Consider the following 21005-nt stretch of genomic DNA (forward strand, 5'->3'; position numbering starts at 1 on the left):
GWGTGGGTGCGAGGGAGGGGTGTGTGGGTGCGAGGGAGGGGTGTCTGGTAAGCTTCGCGATCGTCGGCAGTAAGCTGCCAGGTGTCATGAAACCGCAAACTCTTGTCCGTTATCTCTAGAAAGGCCAGGGGCTTGGTGGTCGAATCAACAACCGATTATTTGACAACCCTTTCGGCTAGGGCCAGTAAGACGGCATCATTTCGTTGGGCAACAATCTGCTGCACCTGATGCCACAGGGAAGCGTCCTGACGATAAATGCTGATTGCCTGTAGGGCGTCCTTCGCATCGTTCAGATGCCCCTCTGCGACAAGAGACAGCAGGAAGGCCATCGCCTGATCTTGCCGTAAGGTTGCGATCGCCAGTAATCCTGTTTTTCGCACCTCCGGGTGGCGCATCTGTTGCCACCAGTCCCGTAGAACGGGAAAAGCTGCTGGTAGCCTGGATTCACCCAGGGCCAGTGCGACGGCTTCTGCAATTTCCCCCTGCTCATCTTGGCGAGAATATAACAGGTCTTTGACCAGGGGAAGAGAGGGGGTAGGATCCAGTTTGAGCAGGGCAATCAGGCATTCGGAGAGAACTGGGGGGGTATCCCCAACCTTTACCCGTAAGCGTAACAGGGGCACCCCCCGTTCATCGCCACAGTAAGCGATCGCCCTGGCTGCTCCAATGCGGGCCTCTGATTCTGGATCGGCCAGCAAATCCGCCAGCTCAACCATGACCAGAGGATAGTTCATTCTCACCAGGCCCAGGGCGCAGGTGCTACGCAAACTGGGAGCAGTATCCACCTGCCCGCCCCAAATGGGTTCCTTCTGCACATGGCGAATACCTTGCAGAAACAGGTCTTCGTTGCTGGAGTTTAATCGGTAAAGGGTTTCTGCGATCGCCTGCTTGGCCTGACACCCTGGATCACTGTCTTTCGCCTGCAACATCAATCGGTTGAAGGCGGCCACCAGATCGGGCATCAAGGCGTGAATTTCAAACTCCCCCATGAGTTGGGCGGCCTGGGCTATGACGATCGGATATTTGCTGCCCAGAATTTGCTGCAGTATGGCTAGCCCTAATTCTGAGGTCGGCTCGTTTCGAATTTGCTTCAGTGCCGCTGTTAATTCTTCTGCCTTGCGAGACTTGGCCATTCTTAATCCCACCAGAATTTCACGATGACGTTGCGTGGGTCTGAAATCTCAACCTGGGCCAAACGGAAGGGCAAACCAGGCTTTGCTTCCACTGCGGGTCAGGCAGAAGTCAGACTCACCCCGATCGCGGTCATGAACTACCGTTGCGATTCTACCCGTTAGCCTGATACAACACCAGTATTGGAGTTAGGCATGGGGCGATCGCCAGAGACGCTTCAGTGGGTTTCTGTGGACGCGGGTTTTTCCGTCCGGGTAAACCGTCTCGTCATCAACAACCGCTTGAGAGAGCTGAATAGCATCAATTTTTGCACCCGTTAAATCAGCGCCACAGAGATTCGCTCCTTTTAAGTTAGTGTTAGATAAGTGAGCGTGCTTGAGCTGAGCTTTGGCCAGATTCGCACCCGCAAAGTTAGCATAATTGCCATAAATCTGGTTCAGATTTGCCCCGGATAGATCAGCCCTCACCAGATCCGATCGGCTTACATCAGCATTCATTAAATTAGCTGCATGTAGGTTAACTTCTTGCAGCTTACATTGGCTTAAGTTAGCTTTGACCAGGTGTGCTCTGGGCAAATTAAATGCTTTTAAGCATTGCCCGGAAAAGTTCCGATGCCCCTCCCGGTATGCTCTGACTAACTCATCAGATGTGGCACAGGTTATGGTCTGGGTTTTTGCTGGTCCCATAGGTTCCAGAGGGGCTGAACTCTGACGCTTAGATTTAAGTTTCTGAAGTTCTGTTTGCGAGAGGGCCAGAGGATACACCCTCAAGGGATGGGGAATTCCTTTCACTTCAACCATTTGGCCATCGCTGTGGGTGATTGGTAAGGATAGGGTTGCGTCCACACTGTCGTACACCGCACTGGAAAAACAAATGCCACCGGGTGGCGCGTAGGCAGTCAAACGAGCAGTCAGGTTAACGGCATGACCGGCAATATCTTGCTGAATCAGTTCGACATCGCCTAAATGAATACCAATTTGATGATGCAGCACCTGCTCTGGGGGAAGGCTTTCTGCCTGCTGCTGCAAGAGTGTCTGAATGTTCATCGCCCAGGTCATGGCCTGAACGGCACTCTGGAAGGTCAGGAGGAGACCACTGCCCATCGTTTTGATGATCTGTCGCTGCAGCGATCGATAGCGCTGCGTCATCACCAGAAAATCACGTCGGGCACAGTCCTGTAATTGTTGCTGGTTACAGAGCAACTTCTCTTCATAACCTTGAATAGCGGTGAAAATGACGGTGGTTAACCGGGATGAATGGGTTGCAGCGGTGGGAGCAGGGACGGAGAATGTTGGATCAGCCAGGATTTGAGGTGGGAGGTGATAAAGCCGCATGGCATAAGCCAGACCTGCGATGGAATGCAGTCCTCCATCATGCAATGCAACCTTAACTTTAGGCCGGATGGAATCACACACTGCCCGCGATAAACAAATGCCGCCCGGTGCTGCAAGGTGCTGCAATTTATCTGCAATCAGCCTGACCTTGGCATTTAATTCAGCCCCGATCTGAACTTCTCCCAGATGAATGCCAGTTCGATAGGCAAGGGAGCCTGGGTGTTGAGCCCTGGCCAGAACCCATTGCTGAAACTGGGCAACACAGACCAGCGCATTTTGATTATTGGAAAAGGACAACAACAACCCATCTCCCATCGAGGCGATCACCTCCCCATCCAGGGTCTGGCACAAGTTCCTGATGAAGGAATAGTCCTGCTGAATTTGGTTCAGGGTTTCCTGTTCGTTCTGATACGTTGCTGCAGTCGAGGAACACACGTCGAGCGAGACGATCGTCCTTAACCGCACCTCTGAATGATAGGTTAGGACAGACCGATCCAATTTAGGGGAATTCATGGGTACTTAGGCATTCCCGATCAAATTTTGCTTGCACTACCTCATCGATTTTATAATATTCCTCCTTTAGTGCTTAATTAAGATTGTCCTTTTGTTTAGCCAATTCCCCCTGGAACGGCTCCATCAGTTCGAGGATCGCGCCCGTATCATAACCCTCTGCCAGTTCCAAAACCTTGCTCCCAAAGGGATGATAACGGGCATCTTGTTGGAGTCGTTCTGCTTCTACCTGAATCTTCCCGATATCACCCGTTGTGGCAGCCTGATACAGTTCTGCCAGTTCTGCCACTGGGGGCACAACCCACAAACCGGCATCATCCACCTCGATTGGGGGATCAGCCTGGTAAATCCAATCCAGGTTTAAATACTTTTGCAGACAAGTCAGCAATCGGTTGAGATCGATCGGCTTGGGTAAAAATTCATTACAACCGGCATTCAGACTATTGATCTGATCCCCAGCCAGAACGCTGGCACTGGAGGCAATGATGGGTATGGTCTGAAATGCTGCCATGGCCCGCAACCGGCGCGTAAACTCAAAGCCATCCATAACCGGCATGACCAGGTCCACAATGATCAGATCCGGCTGTTCCTCGATCGCCTGGTGCAACCCGATTTCACCATTACTGGCCTCAATGCAGACAAAGCCAATGCCCTGCAACATCTCAAGGATCATGGCCCGGTTCACTTCCTGGTCTTCCACAATCAGGATCCGACGAATCTGCCCCTGATAGCCTGTAATTCTGTCGGGCCGGGGAGCTACCTTGAGCGTTGCCCGATGATCTACCAGAGCCAGATCCAGATCAAACCAGAAGGTACTGCCCTGGTTGAGAACGCTACTGACCCGAATCTGGCTCCCCATCAGCTTGATAATCTGCTGACTGATCGCCAGCCCCAGACCGGTTCCTTCAGTCCGTTGTGAGGCAGCGTTCACCTGTTCAAAAGCCTGGAAGATGATCTCCAGGCGATCGGTAGGGATACCTATACCCGTATCTTGAATAGAAAACCGCAACTGACAATGAGACAGGGAGGCGATGGGTTGTTGTTTTCGGATCTCAACGGTGAAGGTGACACAACCCTGGTGCGTGAACTTAATGGCATTACCTAGCAGATTCAGCAGCACCTGACGTAGACGCTTCTCATCAGCACAGATGACATCCGGTAAGTTGGAAGCTTCCTGATACAGAAAGCGGATCCCTTTTTGCTGGGCGGGGATGCGCGCAATGTCTACCACCTCATGGATAAATGGGACAAGATTAAAGTCCTGCGGGTACAGGTCCATCTTCTGAGCTTCAATTTTGGCGAGATCAAGAATATCGTTGATCAGCATCAGCAGATGGGTGCCACACTGCTCAATAACTTTGACACTCTGGCGGTGCACATTCAGGTCTTGAGCCCGTTGCAGAATCTGTGCATAGCCCAGAATACCGTTGAGTGGGGTGCGGAGTTCATGGCTCATATTGGCCAGGAATTGGCTTTTGGAGTGACTGGCCACTTCGGCCTGCTCTTTGGCCTTTTCCAGTTCACCGGTACGATCGGCCACCCGCTGCTCTAGTGTCTCAAAGGCCAATTTCAATTGACTTGCCATTTGATTAAAGGTGCGGGCCAGGCTGCCCACTTCATCATCAGTCAGAACAGGCACAGTTTGGGTCAGATCTCCCTCGGCCAGACGGGCCGCTGCTTTGCTGATGGCTGCGATCGGCTGGGTGATCCGGCGTGAGAGTAAATAGACTGCAAGGATTAGCAAACCGGCAGCTAGAAACCCAATCAGGAGAATGCTCCTGGCTAAATGGCGTGCTGGTTCAAAAGCCTGAGTCTGGTCTGTTTCTGCCAGCAGCGCCAGATTTGCCTCCGGCAACCAGCGATAAACCCCTAGGACTGGAACATTCCTGTAGTTGTGATACAGGCCAAACCCATTGGTTTGGGCGATCGCCTGATCAATGCCGTAACTGTGAATTCCTGTAGCAGCTTGTTTTTGTTGTCGATCGTCCCCGGACTGGCCCGAAATCAGAATCGTTTTGGTAACGGCTCTACCCACCAGATAAATTTCAGCGGTTTCTTCACTGCCAGCATTATCTCGCACCAATCTGTCCAGTTCATCCAGGTTCAAATCCACAATCAGAGCCGCCATTCTGGTCCCTTTGGCATTCAGGATGGGTGTGGCAAAAGTGATGGTTGCCTTTTTGGTTACGGGTGAAAGGTAGAACGTGGGGACAACCGCTTCAATCCCCTGACGGGAAAAATAGCTGGTGGGATACCCTAGGGGACGAAATTTTCCCTCCAGTTGGGGATCATCGGAAGCAAAGACGACAAAGCCACTATTACGGGTAATGCGAATCGATCGCAGATTGGGCTTGATAGCGATTAAACTACGGACATGTTTGCTCAGGGCCTGGTGCGCTCGCTGATAGTTGGGTTGAGCTGGGTCAGAGGTGAGCAAGATGTTAACCGACTGCTGGATTTCCACCTGTTGAGCAATCAGGAGAATGTCCCGTAGTTGATTATCTAACCATCCATCCAGTTGGAAAGACTTAAAGTTAACTGCCGTGGTTAAGCGGTTGATTCCTTCCCTCTCCAGGGCATTCCGGGCCTGAAAATAGGTTCCGAGCGCTGCACCCGTAATAGTCACTATAGATATCACGGAGAAATAACTGACCAGTTGTGTTAGCAGGCTCTTGCCGCGTCGGAGTCTCATGGATTGCCCTCCCAAACTCCCCAAATTTGTCTGATTTGGGCAATCCCCCAATCAACAGCAGCAGCCGGGGATACCTTTTCTTGAATCACTTTGAGCACAATTTTGGCCCAGATTTGCTGGCTTTGAACCTCGCTAAAAGAGGGATGGAGGACCTCATAGGGTGTTGTGCTGGGACGGTTGTAAATCTTCAGTGCCGTTGACAAATGGGGATCTGTGGTGTCATTCCAAAGCGGATCACCCAGGAGTTGGGGCATGACGGGCAGCAACCGTCCCTGAAAACCCTGAATCAATTGGTTGAGAACTTGAGGCTGGGTCAGATAGGTGAGAAAACTTTTGGCCGCCTGCTGATGTTTCCCTGCTTTAGGAAGAATGGCCTGTTTAATTCCTTTCCGGGTCAGCATTTCCTGCCCATCGGGTTTCCAGGGGCGATCGAGGGTTCGAATCTGGCGATACCGTTGGGCGGCATCTTGATTGAATTCATTTCGTTCTAGCCGTTGCGTCAGCGGAATGGAGAGGGTGAGATTATGGGTCATGAGAATTCTGCCTTCCAGGAAACTGGTGTTGTTCCCAGCACCCGTCCATTCCACAGCGTCTAAGGGCACATATCCTGTCCGATAAAAACTGGTCAATTCATCTAATGCCTGAATAAACCGCTGGCGGTTGTCCACCGTGTCCAGTAAGAAATTGCCCAGTCGATCGGCCACAACCACATCATAGGCATCCAGAAACAGAGACAGGGTTGTAAAGGTGTCAAATCCACTGGTGGACATACAGAGTCCCAGACCATGCAGCTCAGAATATCCCCTGGCTCTGAGTTCATCCTGGGCTATCTGCCAGAACTTCCAGAATTCTTGCCATGGCTGGGGGATATCCTGCACCGTCCGACCTATTGTTGCCAGCAGATTGCTCCAGCAGTGAATGTAGTCGTCAGACTGCCAGAGGGGTAAGGCATAGTAACGCACCTGGTTCTGCACCTGATTGCGGTAGGATACGAGGGATAGGGCTGTAGCCGTGTAATTCTTCTGGACAGGCTGGATCACCTCTGAAAGATCCGTTAGCTGATCCCGCCAGGCCAGTTGTGGGGCCAGATTGGTATCGACCCCCAGGGAGTAAACAATGTCAGGCACCGGATAAGCTTGAGGGTTGCTGACGCTTTTGAACAATTCCTGTTGAATCAGTTCCACGGGCATCAGTTTTAAGCTGACTTTCAGACCAGATTGCTGCTCCCAATTGTGAATCACCTGAATGATCCGTTCATTCTCTTCCAGTAGATAAGCGACTTCCCACCAGATCAGTAAATCAGAGGCTTCAGAAGCTGGATTAATCGGAGCGGTTCCCCGTCGAACAGGCTGGCCACAGGTAGCCAGGGCCAGTCCTGAAGCAGATAAAGATAGCTGAGTGAAACGGCGTCGGGTCAGCATTCTGGGTCAATATTTAGTATAAAAAACTACCTATAAACCCTTCTATTCTAGAGAGTAGGAAGTCAAGCTGCTGCTGGCAGGATATTTTGAAACCTTTCTCCCCTGGATTCAATGGGTCAAGCAGGATCGTGCTGCACAGCACACCTCTGTTAAAAATTTTAAACTATGGGAATAATATTCTTAATCTTTCACTGCGATCGGCGGGTATGGCAGCTTCTACAACAGTGCAACTAGCAGGTTATCAAATCCTTGAGCAGATTTACGCAAGTCCTAAAACACTGGTCTATCGAGCTCAGAGAGCGCAAGATCGGCAGCCCGTCATGATTAAGGTGTTGCAAAATGAATACCCCAGCTTCACTGAACTGGCCCAATTTCGCAACCAGTACACCATCGCCAAGATCCTAAATTTGCCGGAAGTGGTTCAGACCTACAGCCTGGAATCCTATAAAAATGGCTACGCCCTCATCATGGAGGACTTTGGTGGGGTTTCCCTCAAGGAAGCGACGCGCCGGTGGCGGCAGGGAGAACCTGGCAGTGCCACCGATCGTTTGCAGGATTTTCTTCGCATCGCCCTGCAGATTGTCTCCGGACTGAATGGCCTGTACCGTAATCGGGTCATCCACAAAGACATCAAGCCCGACAATATCCTGATCAACCCTGAAACCCAACAGGTGAAGCTGATTGACTTCAGTATCGCCTCTCTCCTACCCAAAGAGTCCCAGGTGCCGACCAATCCTGCAGTGCTGGAAGGAACCCTCGCTTACATCTCCCCCGAACAAACCGGACGGATGAACCGGGCCGTGGACTACCGCACAGACTTTTATTCCCTGGGAGTCACTTTCTATGAGCTGCTGATCGGGCAATTGCCCTTCCAGGCCACCGATGCCATGGAGTTGATCCACTGTCACTTGGCCAAACAGCCCCCCTCAATTCATAGTTTGAATCCGATCATTCCCCCTGCGCTGTCTGCCATCGTCAGCAAGTTGATGGCCAAGAACGCAGAGGATCGCTACCAGAGTGCGCTGGGGCTAAAGCATGATTTGGAGATCTGCCTGCAGCAATTGGAGGCGACTGGAAATATCTCGGTCTTTGAACTCGGACAGCAGGATGTTTGCGATCGCTTTACCCTGTCAGAGAAACTCTATGGCAGGCAGGCCGATGTGGACACCCTACTGGCGGCCTACGATCGCATCACCACCGGCAGCAGCGAAATCCTTCTGGTGGCAGGGTTTTCCGGGATTGGTAAAACAGCGATCGTCAATGAGGTGCATAAGCCGATCGTCCGGCAGCGGGGTTACTTCATCAAAGGCAAATTTGATCAGTTCCAGCGCAATATCCCTTTCTCGGCGGTGGTACAGGCATTTCAAGATTTGATGGCACAGGTCTTAAAGGAGGATCGGCAGCACATTGAAGCCTGGCAGGCCCAAATTCTGGAAGCTATAGGAGACAATGGGCAGGTCATTATTGAGGTCATCCCTGAAGTGGAACTGTTGATTGGCAAACAGCCACCCCTGGCAGTGCTAGATCCAGTTTCGGCCCAGCACCGTTTGAACTGGGTATTTCAAAAGTTCATTCAGGTTTTTCCCAGTGCCGCCCATCCCCTGGTGATCTTCCTGGATGACTTGCAGTGGGCTGATTCCGCTTCCCTCAAGTTAATTCAGACGATCATGGCTGAGACTGAAACTCAGCACCTGCTCCTGATTGGGGCATACCGGGATAATGAGGTCAATCCGGTGCATCCGCTGATGCTGACCCTGAACGAGATTCAGAAAAGCAAAACAGCAGTGAACACTATTACCCTCTCTCCCCTCAGCCTGGGTGATCTGAACCATCTGGTGGCGGATAGCCTTCATGCACCCCTGGAGGGGGTCTATCCCCTGACGCAACTGGTGTATACGAAAACCAAGGGTAATCCTTTCTTTAGCAATCAGTTCTTGAAAGCCCTGTACGAAAGCGAGTTGATTACCTTTAACTTTGATGCCGGGGCTTGGCAATGGGATCTGGCGCAGGTTCAGGCCCAATCCCTGACCGAGGATGTGGTTGATTTTATGGCAGCCCAATTGCAGAAACTGCCAGAAGCGACCCAGACCATGCTGAAGCTAGCCGCCTGCATTGGCAACCAGTTTGACCTGAAGACCCTGGCCTTTGTTTCGGGTCAATCCCCCACTGAAACGGCTGGGGATTTATGGGAGGCCCTACAAGCAGGGTTGATCTTGCCTGGCAGCGACATTTACAAGCTGTTTCAGGATGCTAATCCTGGCGATGGCCTGATCCAGGGATCGATCACAGAAGAGCAATCTCTGCAATATCGCTTTCTCCACGATCGGGTGCAGCAGGCTGCCTATCGGTTGATTCCAGCAGCCCAGAAAACAGTGACCCACCTGAAAATTGGCCAGTTGCTCTTGCGCAATACACCGGTAGGGGAGCGAGAAGAGAACATCTTTGAGATTGTCAACCAGTTGAACTACGGGGTCGATTGGGTGCGGCAGGCGGCAGAACGCAATGAACTGGCCCAGTTGAATTTAATTGCAGCCCAAAAGGCGATCGCCACCACTGCCTACAATGCTGCTGTGGACTACGCCACCACCGGGATTCAATTGCTGCAACCCAATAGCTGGCAGCGGCAGTATGTCTTCACCCTGGCCCTCTATGAAGCTGCGATCGTAGCCACCTCTTTATGCGGACGCTTCGATCAGATGGAGGAACTGGCAGAGGTGGCTCTGCAGCGGGCTAAAACGCCCTTGGATTGTCTCAAAATCTACGAAACGAGAATTCAGGCTTACACCTCTCAGAATCGCTTGCTGGCGGCACTCGACACTGCCCGTCAGGTGCTGACTCAGTTCCAGGTGCATTTCCCGGATCAACCCACTCCGGCAGATATTGGACAGGCTTTTCAGGCCACTTCAGCCCTACTGGCAGGAAAAACGATCGAGGATCTCAGTAACCTGCCCTTGATGACCTCTCTAGAACAGCAGGCCGTGAATCGCATTGCTGTCAGTATGATTCCAGCAGCCTATATTGCTGCCCCCGCCCTCTTTCCTTTGATCATCTTGTTGCTGGTTAATTCATCGGTTGTGTATGGCAATACGCCCCTGTCTGCCTTTGGCTATGCCAGCTACAGCCTGCTCTTAAACAGCATCACCCAGGATTTTGAAACAGCGGATCAGTTTGGCAAACTAGCCTTAAAGTTGAGTGCAAAATTCAACTCGAAGGCCATGAATGTCAGAACCTACTACGTTCTGGGGGCCTTTATTATTCATGTCAATGCCCACCTGCGCGAAACCCTGCCCCTGCTATTGCAAGGCTATCAGGCTGCGCTGGAAACGGGAAATTTAGAGTTTGTCGGATATTGTGTCAAAGATTTTTGCCAGAATTCCTATTTTATCGGCGAGGAACTGACCGGTCTGGAATCCGAAATTGGTAGCTACAGCCATACCCTGGAAAGCCTCCAGCAAACGACCTCCCTCGGCTACTGCCAGATCTTCTGGCAAGTGACGTTGAATCTACTGGGGAAATCCGAACATCCCTGCCTGTTGCGAGGAACAGCCTTCGATGAAGAGGCAGCTCTGCCTGCCCTCCTGGAAGCCAATAACCTGAATGGGCTGCATTACTTCTATTTGCATAAGCTAATTCTCTCCTACCTGTTCGGCGATTATGTCCAGGCGATCGACCTGCAAGCCAAGGCCGAGCAATATCTGACTGGGGGAACGGGGTTTGCCTCGGTGCCGATGTTTTACTTCTATGATTCGTTAACGGTGCTGGCTGTGGCTGCACCTGACCCATCGGGCCAGAGCGAGGGACTGAAGCGAGTTGCGGATAATCAGGCCAAACTGCAGAAATGGGCTCACCATGCTCCAATGAATCATAGCCACAAATATGATCTGGTGGAGGCTGAGCGCCAGCGGGTTCTGGGCGATCGGGTTGCTGCGATGGAATTGTACGATCGGGCCTATGCTCAGGCCAGGGAATTCCGCTATCTCAATGACGAGGCCCTGATTTGTGAGCTGACGGCTAAGTTCTACCTCTCCTGGGATAAGGAGACGATCGCGCAAGCTTATATGGTGAAAGCTTACCAGGCTTATGAACAGTGGGGGGCTCAGGCGAAATTAGCCGACTTAGCCCAACGGTATCCTCATCTGCTGACTGCCATGCTGAAGCCAACCGATCGCACCAGCACGTCCCCGGATCTGAATCATCAGCTCAAACTACTGACCACGATCGGGGCCTCTGAGTCGATCGGTCATACCACGAACAATTCCAGTAGCAGCATTTCTGAAGTTCTGGATCTGGCTACGGTGTTGAAAGCCTCTCAGGTCCTTTCTGGCGAAATCCAACTGGAGCACCTGCTCACCCGGTTGATGCAGGTGGTGATTGAGAATGCAGGGGCCCAAACCGGAGCCTTGATGTTGTGTCAGGGCGAGGATTTAGTGATTCAGGCCCAGGCCAAACGCAGCCCGCAGGAGGGGGAAGCCCTACAGATTACCTCCTTGCAGGCAATTCCGGTCCAGTCCAGCCCAGCTATTCCAGGATCACTAATCAATTATGTGTCCCGCACTCTAAAAACCCTGGTGATTGACGATGTTGCGACAGAGACCACCTTTGCGGATGATCCTTACATTCTGGAGCATCAGCCCAAGGCTATCCTCTGTACTCCCTTGCGGCGTCAGGGGAGACTGGTCGGCATTCTCTACCTGGAAAACAACTTAACCCGGGGAGCCTTCACCCACGATCGCCTGCAGATTCTCAAGCTCCTGACTACCCAGGCGGCCATCTCCCTGGAAAATGCCCTGCTCTACGAGAATCTGGCCGAGGCCAAGGATCGTCTGGAGGATTATAATTCTACCCTGGAGCAAAGAGTGGCTGAGCGCACCCAGGCCCTGAATCAAAAAACCCGGCATCTGGAACAGGCGATGCAGGAATTGCAGCGCACCCAGACCCAACTCGTTCAAGCCGAGAAAATGTCCAGTTTGGGGCAACTGGTGGCCGGTATCGCCCACGAGATTAACAACCCGATCAACTTCATTCACGGCAATCTGGTGCATACCAGCAGATATGTTCAGGATCTGTTCGAGGTGATTTCGGCATATCAGCAGGAGTATCCTGACCCCAATCCCAAGATTGCTGCCGTGATCCAGCAGGTTGATCTGGACTTTGCCATAGAGGATCTGCCCAAGTTGATCCATTCGATGAATACGGGCAGCGATCGGATTCGAGACATTGTGCTGGGTTTACGCAATTTCTCCCGACTGGATGAGGCCGAAATGAAGCCTGTGGATATCCACGAAGGAATTGACAGTGCGCTAATGATCTTGCAACATCGGCTCAAAACCAAGCCCGATAGCCCCAATATCGAAATCATTAAAGAATATGCCGATCTGCCCCTGGTGGAGTGCTACGCTGGGCAGCTCAATCAGGTCTTCATGAACATTCTGAGTAATGCAATTGATGCGTTAGAAAACCAGCAAAACTGGCAAGACCCTGCCGATCGGACACCTCAAATTCGCATTTCAACCCAACAGATTGCCCCCGATCGGGTGCAAGTTGAGATCGTGGACAATGGTCCTGGCATGACGGAAGAAGTCCGGCAAAAAATCTTTGACCCCTTCTTTACCACCAAGCCCGTGGGCAGTGGCACCGGACTGGGCCTCTCAATCAGTTATCAGATTGTGGTGGACCGGCACAAAGGCCGACTCACCTGCCAGTCCGACCCCAATCAGGGCACAACGTTTATGATTGAAGTGCCGATCACCAATTGATTGGGCAGGACCTGCAATCGATGTTACGGTGCCCGTGTGCACCAATCTACTTTACGATTGTATAGCTATCTGGCTATATTGAGGGAGTTGAGAAAATCAGCCTATCTGCCCATGGAACCCATTCGCATTTTCTACTTTTCCGATGTTCTCTGTATTTGGGCCTATATTGCCCAAGTCCGCCTGGATGAGTTGAACACAACCTTTCAAGACAAGATTGCGATCGAACAGCACTTTGTTTCTGTCTTTGGGACTGCTCGTGAAAAGTTGGAGAACCGCTGGCGCGATCGGGGAGGATTGCAGGGATACCGTGATCACGTTCAGGAAGTTGTGAAGAAGTTCAATCACATCACCGTTCACCCTGAGATCTGGACGCAGGTAACACCCGTGTCATCCACATCCTGCCATCTATTTCTCCATGCGATTCGACTCCTGGAAGTGAAGGGTTTAGTCGAGCGATCGCAACCCGTGTTTGAAAAAACAATCTGGGCCTTTCGGGAGGCATTTTTCACCCAACTGGCTGATATCTCTGACCGCAAGGTGCAATTTGAAATTGCCGAGAACCTGGGCTTGCCGATCGCCGACATCCAGGCTCAGATCGATAGTGGGGAGGCTTACGCTCAGCTATCTAAGGATTTTGACCTGGTTAAAGAACATACTGTGACGGTCAGCCCCACCCTGATTTTTAATGAAGGACGGCAGCGACTCAACGGCAATGTGGGCTACCGGGTCATGGAAGCCAACATTCGCGAGTTATTGCATAATCCTGCGGGCGAGCAATCCTGGTGCTAGAGAAGGATAGGTTACATTTGCAAATATCACGCTTAAACGCCGATGAAACACTCTACCCCAGGCTTCAATGCAGATCGACTGCGACAGATCATCACTCTTGCCGCTATTCTCGGTAGCATCGCCATCAATACCCTCTCCAACTTCTTTCCGCTTAACGGCGTTAACATTGGTGTCCTCTCCAACACCCTTTTTGCGTCTGTCCAAATTATTCCCGCCAACTATGCCTTTGCCATTTGGGGACTAATTTATCTCGGTCTCATCGCTTTCGGCTTTTATCAACTCCAACCGACTCAGCGTCAAAATCCTGGCTTACAGCGCAGTAGCTACCTGCTCGTGTTTGCTTGTCTGGCCCAATGTGCCTGGATTTATCTTTTTCTGGCCCGCCTTTTTCCCTTATCCATCATTGCCATGCTGGGGATTTTGCTGCCGCTCATGGGTATGCATCAACGCCTCGGCATTGGTCAACAACACGTCTCCCGCCAGGAACGCTGGTTGATCCACATCCCCATCAGCATTTATCTGGGCTGGATTACCGTTGCCACCGTTGTCAACGTGGCGATCGCACTCTACAGCCTCAACTGGAATGGTTGGGGCATCACTCCTCCAGTCTGGACCGTCATCATGATGATGATCAGTGCTGCCATCGCCACGCTTGTTGCCGTCCAACGCCACAACATTGCCTACACCTTAGTGATTGTCTGGGCCTTGATCGCGATCGCCATTCGTCAAATGAATACCCCTCTAATTGCTGCCACTGGTGTGGCGCTGGCGATCGGGTTGACTCTACTGAGTCTGGTAATCCAACCTAAGCCCTCCAGGAAGCTTTAGGTCGATCGGGGATCGCCCATTAATACATTGATTATTTGCACCGATTGTCAGATTTCTGGCTCAGAGCTGATACAGTTTTCACTTGCACAAATTCTTCAACTAGTGTTGCAAACAATAAATCGTCAGGAAAATTCTGACGGGTCGAAGACTCGCAAAATTTAACCCCAATCAACAACCTAGATTTTGTCTGCCCCTCAATCAATGATTGACTTACCACTAGATTACTTACAACTTATGAGGTGTATAGATTCCAGCGGTTAATAATTTACTTTAGTAATACATTTATTGTTTAAATAGACTATGATGACATTGTAAAGTCTATCAGAGGGCACCCATGACCTACACTAAGACACAAGGGAAAACCCTCAACCTGAATGAATAGAATGGCAGCGATGATAGTGAGCTGATTTCATCTGAAGTTCAAGCCAATATTAACCATAATGAGGCCCAATAGCTAATTGCAACTAAAGCAGTCTCAAAATCAGCAATCAAGCTTATTTTGATAGAGTTGCATCTCATTGCTTCAGGTTATTTAATCCACGAGCCTAAGAATAATCCCACCAATAATTTGACTTTATCAGTCAAATTGCTATTCACCTTAAGTAGAAGATAACAATGACTACATGCCATAACCCTGCTCTCTCTGAAGAACCCCGAAATAAACCAATACGCATTGTCCCTCCAATAGCCAGAGAGTCTTTGCTTAACTGGTTAGAAAGTACTGGCAGATTCAAGGCCAGTGAAAATGACGAATTTCTTCAAAATCACAAGATCCCAGAAGAACTAGATGATATTTTAGACTCAGAAATTTATGTATTGGACAGTGAGGAAGAAGAGTCAGATTGAGCATAAAAGTTGTTGCTCTAACCTGGCTTTTCAGGTTGACTGATCAAACTCCTGAAAACCCTCAAATCTCGTAGGCTGGGTTGAGGTCCGAAACCCAACGCAAAAGGCTTAACCATGTTGGGTCTCGCTCTGCTTCACCCAATCTACAGGAAAAGTTTTGTCAGTCAGTTGGCTGGTTTTTTGCATTACGGAAGGCAACTCTAATGGGTTTAGATCACCTGGATCTTATGTGTTGTAGCTAATCTTTACAAAATAATTGGAGGACTGTATGACAAAACAGCAGAAAGGCAACAGGGAATCGAAAAAGCCGAAAGCTATCTCTGAGGGAGCTAAAAAACCTAAGAAAGATCCCAAAAGACATGATGGATTATAAGCACGCTGGTTAGCAGCTCATCAGGGTTTTTGAGCTCTATATTCACGAGAAAAAATAATGGAGGTGAAGCCAATTACCTCCATTATTTCATGGCAGAGAAAGTTGAGAGCCCTATTTCCAAACGGGTACATGTCACCTTTGCCCTCACCCTAAATCCCTCTCCCAATTTGGGAGAGGGACTTTGAAATGATTCGGCTCCCCTTCGCCCTTTTTGGGAGAAGGGGCTGGGGGATGAGGGCTAGAAAGCATCACTGCAAAAGTGACATGCTCCCTTTCCAAACTGATTGGGTGTCGGTGAGAAGAATTCAATTTCTCGATCGCATACTCATGCTTAGGATAGATGCAAATTGATCATGCTGTGCTCTATATTTACTATCAATTAGGAAATGTTTTTAATATGCTAGCTCTAATTATTTTGCCCTTCAAATCAACACTTCGGTTGAGTCAGGGTTTTAGCCCACCAACCACCACAATGACCATTGATCAAAGTATGACAAGCCGGCATACTTGTCCGTGCTGTTCTTACGTTTTACTTCGTCACATCCGATTGGGAGGTTTATACTGGCGTTGTAGTCATTGTCATGAGTCGATGCCTGCCTGGTCGTAAAGAGTTGTAGAAGGCACGGAGAAGGGTTTTAGATCTCACCTCCAGATATCAAACGGATTGGTGGTGAGATAGTTCCCTGCAAATCAGAGCCAACTTAAATTACCGGAGGGATGTATGAAAACACTGCTGATCTATCCCCAGTTTCCCCAGTCCTTTTGGTCCTACGATCGCTTCATGGAAATTGCCGGATTGAAAGCCGTGATTCCGCCTCTGGGAATTATTACTATTGCCGCACTCTTACCCTCAGACTGGGACCTTCGCTTTTACGATCGTAACGTCGCTTGTGAAACGGCGGCAGATTGGGAGTGGTGCGATCTGGTGATTCTTTCAGCCATGATTGTGCAGAAGCCAGATTTCCAGGCCCTGATTCAAAAAGCTGTCCGATTGGGTAAAACAGTCGCTGTGGGCGGCCCCTATCCCACCTCTGTGCCTCAAGCTGCCCTCGAGGCTGGTGCCCATTTCCTGATTCTGGATGAAGGGGAGATGACAATTCCTCAATTCCTGGAGGCGCTTCGTCAAGGCGCAACCCAAGGGATCTTCCGCTCCATTGAGAAGCCGGATGTCAGCCAAAGCCCAAGGCCACGCTTTGACCTGCTGCGGCGGGATGCCTACTTGATGATGGCCATCCAGTTTTCCCGTGGATGTCCCTTCAATTGCGAATTTTGTGACATTATTTCCCTTTATGGCCGTAAACCCCGTACCAAAGAACCGGATCAGGCCCTGGCTGAGTTGCAAACCCTCTATGATCTGGGTTGGCGCGGCTCCCTCTTTATTGTGGATGACAACTTTATTGGCAATCAGCGGAACGTCAAACGATTCCTGCGAGCCCTGATTCCCTGGATGCAGCAACACCATTATCCGTTTAATTTTATTACCGAAGCTTCTGTCAATCTGGCCGAGGATGATGAATTGCTTCAGCTCATGGGCGAAGCAGGCTTTTATGCTGTGTTCCTGGGGATTGAAACCCCTGATCAGGATAGTCTGCAGGTGACGCGCAAAGTGCAAAACATCCGTAATCCCCTGGTGGAAGCCTGTCACAAAATCAATGAGGCAGGGTTGCTGATCTACGCCGGGTTTATTCTTGGTTTTGACGGAGAGCGATCGGGGGCAGGCGATCGTATTCAAGCCTTCATCGAACAAACTAGCATTCCTCAGCCCATGCTGGGCATTCTGCAGGCTCTACCCAACACCGCCCTTTGGGATCGCCTTAAAAAAGAGCAGCGCTTAATTGAGGACAACAGCCACCCGACCGGCGACCAGAATACCCTGATGAATTTCGTCCCAACTCGTTCCATTACAGAAATTGCCAGGGAGTATGTCGAAGGGTTCTGGACCCTGTATGAACCTCAGAACTATCTCAGACGCTGTTTCCAACAATGCCTCAAGATTCGCACTTCGAAGAGCCACAAACAAGCAGGGCAATTCTCCCCGACTCAGAGCCTGCGATTGGTTGCCCAACTCATCTGGCGTCAGGGCATCTGCCGACCTGAAATTCGAGGACAATTTTGGCATCAGCTCTGGAGCATTCTGTTAACCAAGCCGCAGCTTCTGAGTCTGTATCTGGGGTTGTGCGCTGCAGGCGAGCACTTCTGGGAGTACCGTGCCTTAGCCCGAGAGCGGATCACGCAACAACTGGGCTATGATCCGCTCCACCTCTCTATGGCTCCTGTCCCAGAACCCATGCTGATCCGGTAATACCGCCTCAGCTTATGCACAAACCCCTTCAATCACACTGACAGGCGCAGCGGTGGGAATGATCCGGTTGAGCTGAAAGCCAGCCGCCTGGAATAACTCCTGGTATTCAGCGGCAGTTCGCTCCCGGCCACCGGAAAAGATCGCCATCATGTCCACATCCAGGAATTTGCCAAAATGGGGCGTATCGCCTGGAGGAATCACCATTTCAACAATCAGGAGTCTGCCTTGTTCAGCGATCGCCTGACGAATGTTTTGGAGAATCCGAACACAGTCTGCATCACCCCAATCATGCAGAATATGGGACATCAGATAAGCATCCCCGCCAGTGGGGATGGCTGCAAAGAAACTGCCCCCCTGAATCTGACAGCGATTCAGAACCTGGGCCTGCTCCAGCAGAGGCCCGGCTCCGGCTACCACATTGGGGAGATCAAACAGAATGCCCCGCAGCATGGGATTAGCTGCCAGAATCGAGGCCAGCAGCATCCCATGGCCCCCTGCAATGTCTACCAGGGTCTGCACCCCAGAGAAATCATAGGCATCAATGACTGCCGTGTGAATGGTCTTTGCCCAACCCGTCATGGCATCATCGAAAATAGCCCCAGATTCTGGATTCTGGGTCAGATAGGTGAACGTATCCTGCACCTGGTACAGACGCTGCATGGCAGGCTGGCCAGTTTTGACAATATTCAGGATGTCGCCCCAGCAGTTCCATTGCCAGGTATCGCTGACCGTCCGGGACAAGGCCCGCAACGAGCCGGGAACATCACTCCGCAGGTATTCCGCGATCGCCGTCAGCCCAAACTGCCCAGGGGCCACTTCCGTGAAGATCCCCACACTGGCCAAGGCCCGCAGCACCCGGTATAAATGGGGTGCTTGCGCCCCACTGGCCTGGGCGAGTTCATCCACCGATCGAACTCCCCCCTGGAGCAGATCTGCAATCCCCAGAGAGGCTGCAACATAGATGGATTGGGTCACCCACATGCCCGTAATCATTTGCATCAGGGCCAAGCCCGGTGGCACTTCCCGAACCTGCTGCTGCGAGGAGAGGCGGTGCTCTGCGAAATAGGCCAGGGTTTCAGGCTTGACCCAACCCCGATCGACCCAGATCTGATCCAGAGGCACCCCCGTGTTTTCCTGGTCGGTCCTACTGGCGTCTAATTGCTCGGGGGTCAGCAACCCCGCTTCTACTAAGGTATACCCCAATTGCTGCAGGGCGATCGCCTGCCCATGGGTATGCTCGAACGACTCAGCTACTCCCTGGGGGGAATCGATGTCTAGTCTTCCAGTCATTATGGGTGGAACGCCTCCGATGACAACAGATTCTTAGGAATGAGAATTAAATAACACCGATAAACTCCTGATTGCCCTCACCCCCCTGCCCCCTCTCCCGGCGGGAGAGGGGGAGGGGTTGGGGGTTGGGGGTGAGGGCTGAAAATCTCGGAGTTATTAAATCCACGATCCTTAGCCCAAAGACCCAGCTTTTGTTGGGACGATCGTAAAACTGTCACTGAGGTATTTGCTTCCTCGCAATAGGAATGTATACTTACTATTGTGTGAGGAGTGAATAAGCGAAGAGGCCCTTGGAGTCGAAACACGGCAAGACGTCCAAGGGCCTTTTTATGTGAATTTTGCGGCTTTGCTGAATGCAAATATGAATTACCCTCATCCCCAACCCTTCTCCCGCAGGAGAAGGGAGCTAAAACGCTTGTTCCCTCTCCTTTGGGAGAGGGCTAGGGAGAGGGCTGCATAAGGCTCAAGCACGAAAATCATACTTCTATTCAGCAACGCCAATTTTGCCTGGGATTGAGATCTCCAGCTTCTCTGAGTCGTCAGCGATTTGAGCCTCCTTACCCTGTAGCCCCTTGGATGAGGGCCAATCCTTCCTGGGCAGGGGCATAGTTGGGATCGAATGAAAGAGCCAGCTTAAATGCCTCGGCGGCTCTGGCATCATCTTTCAAGTGCAGGTAAAGGAGCCCCAAATCATAGGCTGGCCAGAGGGTCATGAAGGCCCGATCGAAGGGCTCATGCTGCTGATAGGTGCCGTCCCGGCCCAGTTGTAGGCATTGCTCAAAATAAGCCGTTGCCCCCAGGGGAAATCCCAATTCCTGCAGGAGGCGACCCGCCAGATGTACCAGAGGCGGATAGGTTGGGAACCACTCTAAGCCCCGGCGGCAGACCAGGAGCGCCGTTTCAAAATCCTGCTGATGTTGCAACAGATCATCCCCGATCGCAAATAAGATCGCGGACAGGCGAGTCTTATCTCTGGGGGGCTCACCCGTCAAAAGATGGGGACTGAGGCGCTCAAAAGCTTCGGACAGACAACTTTGGGCCGCTTCCAACTGATTGCTGCGCAGGTAGGCATCGGATAGGGTCAGCAGCAGGAGCAAGGTCATCTCACCCGATAGGCGAATCCGCTCCAGCATGGGAATATCCCGCTGCAAGGTTTTCTGGTCCAGTAATCTTTCCTCATAGCCATAGTGCAAAATCTGTAGCCCCGTCAGCTCGCGGGTCCGGGCGGAGCCGACAAAACTGTCCTGATAGCGCAGGCTTTCGTGATAGCGGCCCGCATACCGGAGAGCTGGCGTATGGCGGAATAGCCGCATAGTGCTGAGGGGCGTAATCGGCTGATTGACATCGGTCAGTTGTAGCCAGTAGGCCATGGTCTCCGCCTCTGGGGCAACCTGGCTGCGCCAATCCGCCCAGTCCACCACCAGTTCTTCATCCGCATCCAGAGTCAGAATCCAATCCCCGGAGACCTGGTCGATCGCAAAATTACGCGCTGCTGCAAAATCATCGCACCAGGAAAAGAATGCCACCCTCGCCCCATACTGACGGGCGATCTCCACAGTACGATCGCTGGAACCCGTGTCCACCACCACCAGTTCATCGACATGGGGTTTCACGCTGGCCAGACAACGGGCCAGATGCTGCTGTTCATTCTTGACAATCATGCAGAAAGAGAGGGAAGAACTTGCCAGAGACCCGGGAAGAGGTGCCATAGTTGATCTGCGAATTGGGAATTA

12 protein-coding genes are annotated in these 21005 nt (G+C 51.4%); 6 read left to right on the forward strand and 6 right to left on the reverse strand.

What is annotated here, in order from left to right; genetic code table 11:
- Nucleotides 1-155 precede the first annotated feature (155 nt).
- Nucleotides 156-1133 (reverse strand): HEAT repeat domain-containing protein, encoded by a 978-nt coding sequence (locus BST81_RS25790; RefSeq protein ID WP_075601384.1) that lies wholly within the window; start codon nucleotides 1131-1133, stop codon nucleotides 156-158.
- A 24-nt stretch (nucleotides 1134-1157) separates the two neighbouring features.
- Here BST81_RS25790 and BST81_RS28305 point away from each other — a divergent pair, with 24 nt between their 5' ends.
- A complete protein-coding gene (locus BST81_RS28305; protein WP_171974855.1) occupies nucleotides 1158-1295 on the forward strand; it encodes a hypothetical protein in 138 nt (45 codons plus the stop codon).
- Nucleotides 1296-1319: 24 nt separating this feature from the next.
- Here BST81_RS28305 and BST81_RS25795 read toward each other — a convergent pair whose 3' ends face one another.
- From BST81_RS25795 to BST81_RS25805, 3 genes are all read right to left on the reverse strand, one after another.
- The gene (locus tag BST81_RS25795) at nucleotides 1320-2978 is read right to left on the reverse strand and encodes a pentapeptide repeat-containing protein (protein ID WP_075601385.1); all 1659 of its coding nucleotides are present in this window, start codon (nucleotides 2976-2978) and stop codon (nucleotides 1320-1322) included.
- Nucleotides 2979-3051: 73 nt separating this feature from the next.
- Complete coding sequence (locus BST81_RS25800; RefSeq protein WP_083637096.1) at nucleotides 3052-5667, reverse strand: hybrid sensor histidine kinase/response regulator; 2616 nt, start codon at nucleotides 5665-5667, stop codon at nucleotides 3052-3054.
- Nucleotides 5664-7088 (reverse strand): ABC transporter substrate-binding protein, encoded by a 1425-nt coding sequence (locus BST81_RS25805; RefSeq protein WP_075601387.1) that lies wholly within the window; start codon nucleotides 7086-7088, stop codon nucleotides 5664-5666. The genes BST81_RS25800 and BST81_RS25805 overlap by 4 nt, the downstream gene beginning before the upstream one ends.
- Before the next feature lie 206 nt (nucleotides 7089-7294).
- On the opposite strand from BST81_RS25805, the gene BST81_RS25810 reads away from it, so the two are divergent.
- The 5 genes from BST81_RS25810 (at nucleotide 7295) to BST81_RS25835 (ending at nucleotide 17982) form a co-directional block, all read left to right on the forward strand.
- Nucleotides 7295-12844 (forward strand): ATP-binding sensor histidine kinase, encoded by a 5550-nt coding sequence (locus tag BST81_RS25810; protein ID WP_075601388.1) that lies wholly within the window; start codon nucleotides 7295-7297, stop codon nucleotides 12842-12844.
- Between the two features lie 111 nt (nucleotides 12845-12955).
- The gene (locus tag BST81_RS25815) at nucleotides 12956-13633 is read left to right on the forward strand and encodes a DsbA family protein (RefSeq protein WP_075601389.1); all 678 of its coding nucleotides are present in this window, start codon (nucleotides 12956-12958) and stop codon (nucleotides 13631-13633) included.
- 42 nt (nucleotides 13634-13675) lie between these two features.
- The gene (locus BST81_RS25820) at nucleotides 13676-14461 is read left to right on the forward strand and encodes a hypothetical protein (protein ID WP_075601390.1); all 786 of its coding nucleotides are present in this window, start codon (nucleotides 13676-13678) and stop codon (nucleotides 14459-14461) included.
- Nucleotides 14462-15076: 615 nt separating this feature from the next.
- Entirely contained in the window at nucleotides 15077-15307 is a 231-nt protein-coding gene (locus BST81_RS25825) for a DUF3134 family protein (protein WP_075601391.1), read from the forward strand.
- 1094 nt (nucleotides 15308-16401) lie between these two features.
- Nucleotides 16402-17982 (forward strand): B12-binding domain-containing radical SAM protein, encoded by a 1581-nt coding sequence (locus BST81_RS25835; RefSeq protein WP_075601393.1) that lies wholly within the window; start codon nucleotides 16402-16404, stop codon nucleotides 17980-17982.
- Nucleotides 17983-17994: 12 nt separating this feature from the next.
- Here BST81_RS25835 and BST81_RS25840 read toward each other — a convergent pair whose 3' ends face one another.
- Together BST81_RS25840 and BST81_RS25845 are read right to left on the reverse strand one after the other, a co-directional pair.
- Entirely contained in the window at nucleotides 17995-19272 is a 1278-nt protein-coding gene (locus BST81_RS25840; protein ID WP_253188497.1) for a methyltransferase, read from the reverse strand.
- Nucleotides 19273-19829: 557 nt separating this feature from the next.
- Complete coding sequence (locus BST81_RS25845; protein ID WP_083637097.1) at nucleotides 19830-20981, reverse strand: glycosyltransferase; 1152 nt, start codon at nucleotides 20979-20981, stop codon at nucleotides 19830-19832.
- Nucleotides 20982-21005 lie beyond the last annotated feature (24 nt).

Origin of the sequence: Leptolyngbya sp. 'hensonii' (genome assembly GCF_001939115.1) — a bacterium.
GTDB lineage: Bacteria > Cyanobacteriota > Cyanobacteriia.

What these genes read in the sequence shown, in the direction of transcription:
- BST81_RS25790 (WP_075601384.1), bottom strand. Translation starts at nt 1,133, where the DNA reads ATGGCCAAGTCTCGCAAGGCAGAAGAATTAACAGCGGCACTGAAGCAA.
- BST81_RS28305 (WP_171974855.1), top strand. Translation starts at nt 1,158, where the DNA reads ATGACGTTGCGTGGGTCTGAAATCTCAACCTGGGCCAAACGGAAGGGC.
- BST81_RS25795 (WP_075601385.1), bottom strand. Translation starts at nt 2,978, where the DNA reads ATGAATTCCCCTAAATTGGATCGGTCTGTCCTAACCTATCATTCAGAG.
- BST81_RS25800 (WP_083637096.1), bottom strand. Translation starts at nt 5,667, where the DNA reads ATGAGACTCCGACGCGGCAAGAGCCTGCTAACACAACTGGTCAGTTAT.
- BST81_RS25805 (WP_075601387.1), bottom strand. Translation starts at nt 7,088, where the DNA reads ATGCTGACCCGACGCCGTTTCACTCAGCTATCTTTATCTGCTTCAGGA.
- BST81_RS25810 (WP_075601388.1), top strand. Translation starts at nt 7,295, where the DNA reads ATGGCAGCTTCTACAACAGTGCAACTAGCAGGTTATCAAATCCTTGAG.
- BST81_RS25815 (WP_075601389.1), top strand. Translation starts at nt 12,956, where the DNA reads ATGGAACCCATTCGCATTTTCTACTTTTCCGATGTTCTCTGTATTTGG.
- BST81_RS25820 (WP_075601390.1), top strand. Translation starts at nt 13,676, where the DNA reads ATGAAACACTCTACCCCAGGCTTCAATGCAGATCGACTGCGACAGATC.
- BST81_RS25825 (WP_075601391.1), top strand. Translation starts at nt 15,077, where the DNA reads ATGACTACATGCCATAACCCTGCTCTCTCTGAAGAACCCCGAAATAAA.
- BST81_RS25835 (WP_075601393.1), top strand. Translation starts at nt 16,402, where the DNA reads ATGAAAACACTGCTGATCTATCCCCAGTTTCCCCAGTCCTTTTGGTCC.
- BST81_RS25840 (WP_253188497.1), bottom strand. Translation starts at nt 19,272, where the DNA reads ATGACTGGAAGACTAGACATCGATTCCCCCCAGGGAGTAGCTGAGTCG.
- BST81_RS25845 (WP_083637097.1), bottom strand. Translation starts at nt 20,981, where the DNA reads ATGGCACCTCTTCCCGGGTCTCTGGCAAGTTCTTCCCTCTCTTTCTGC.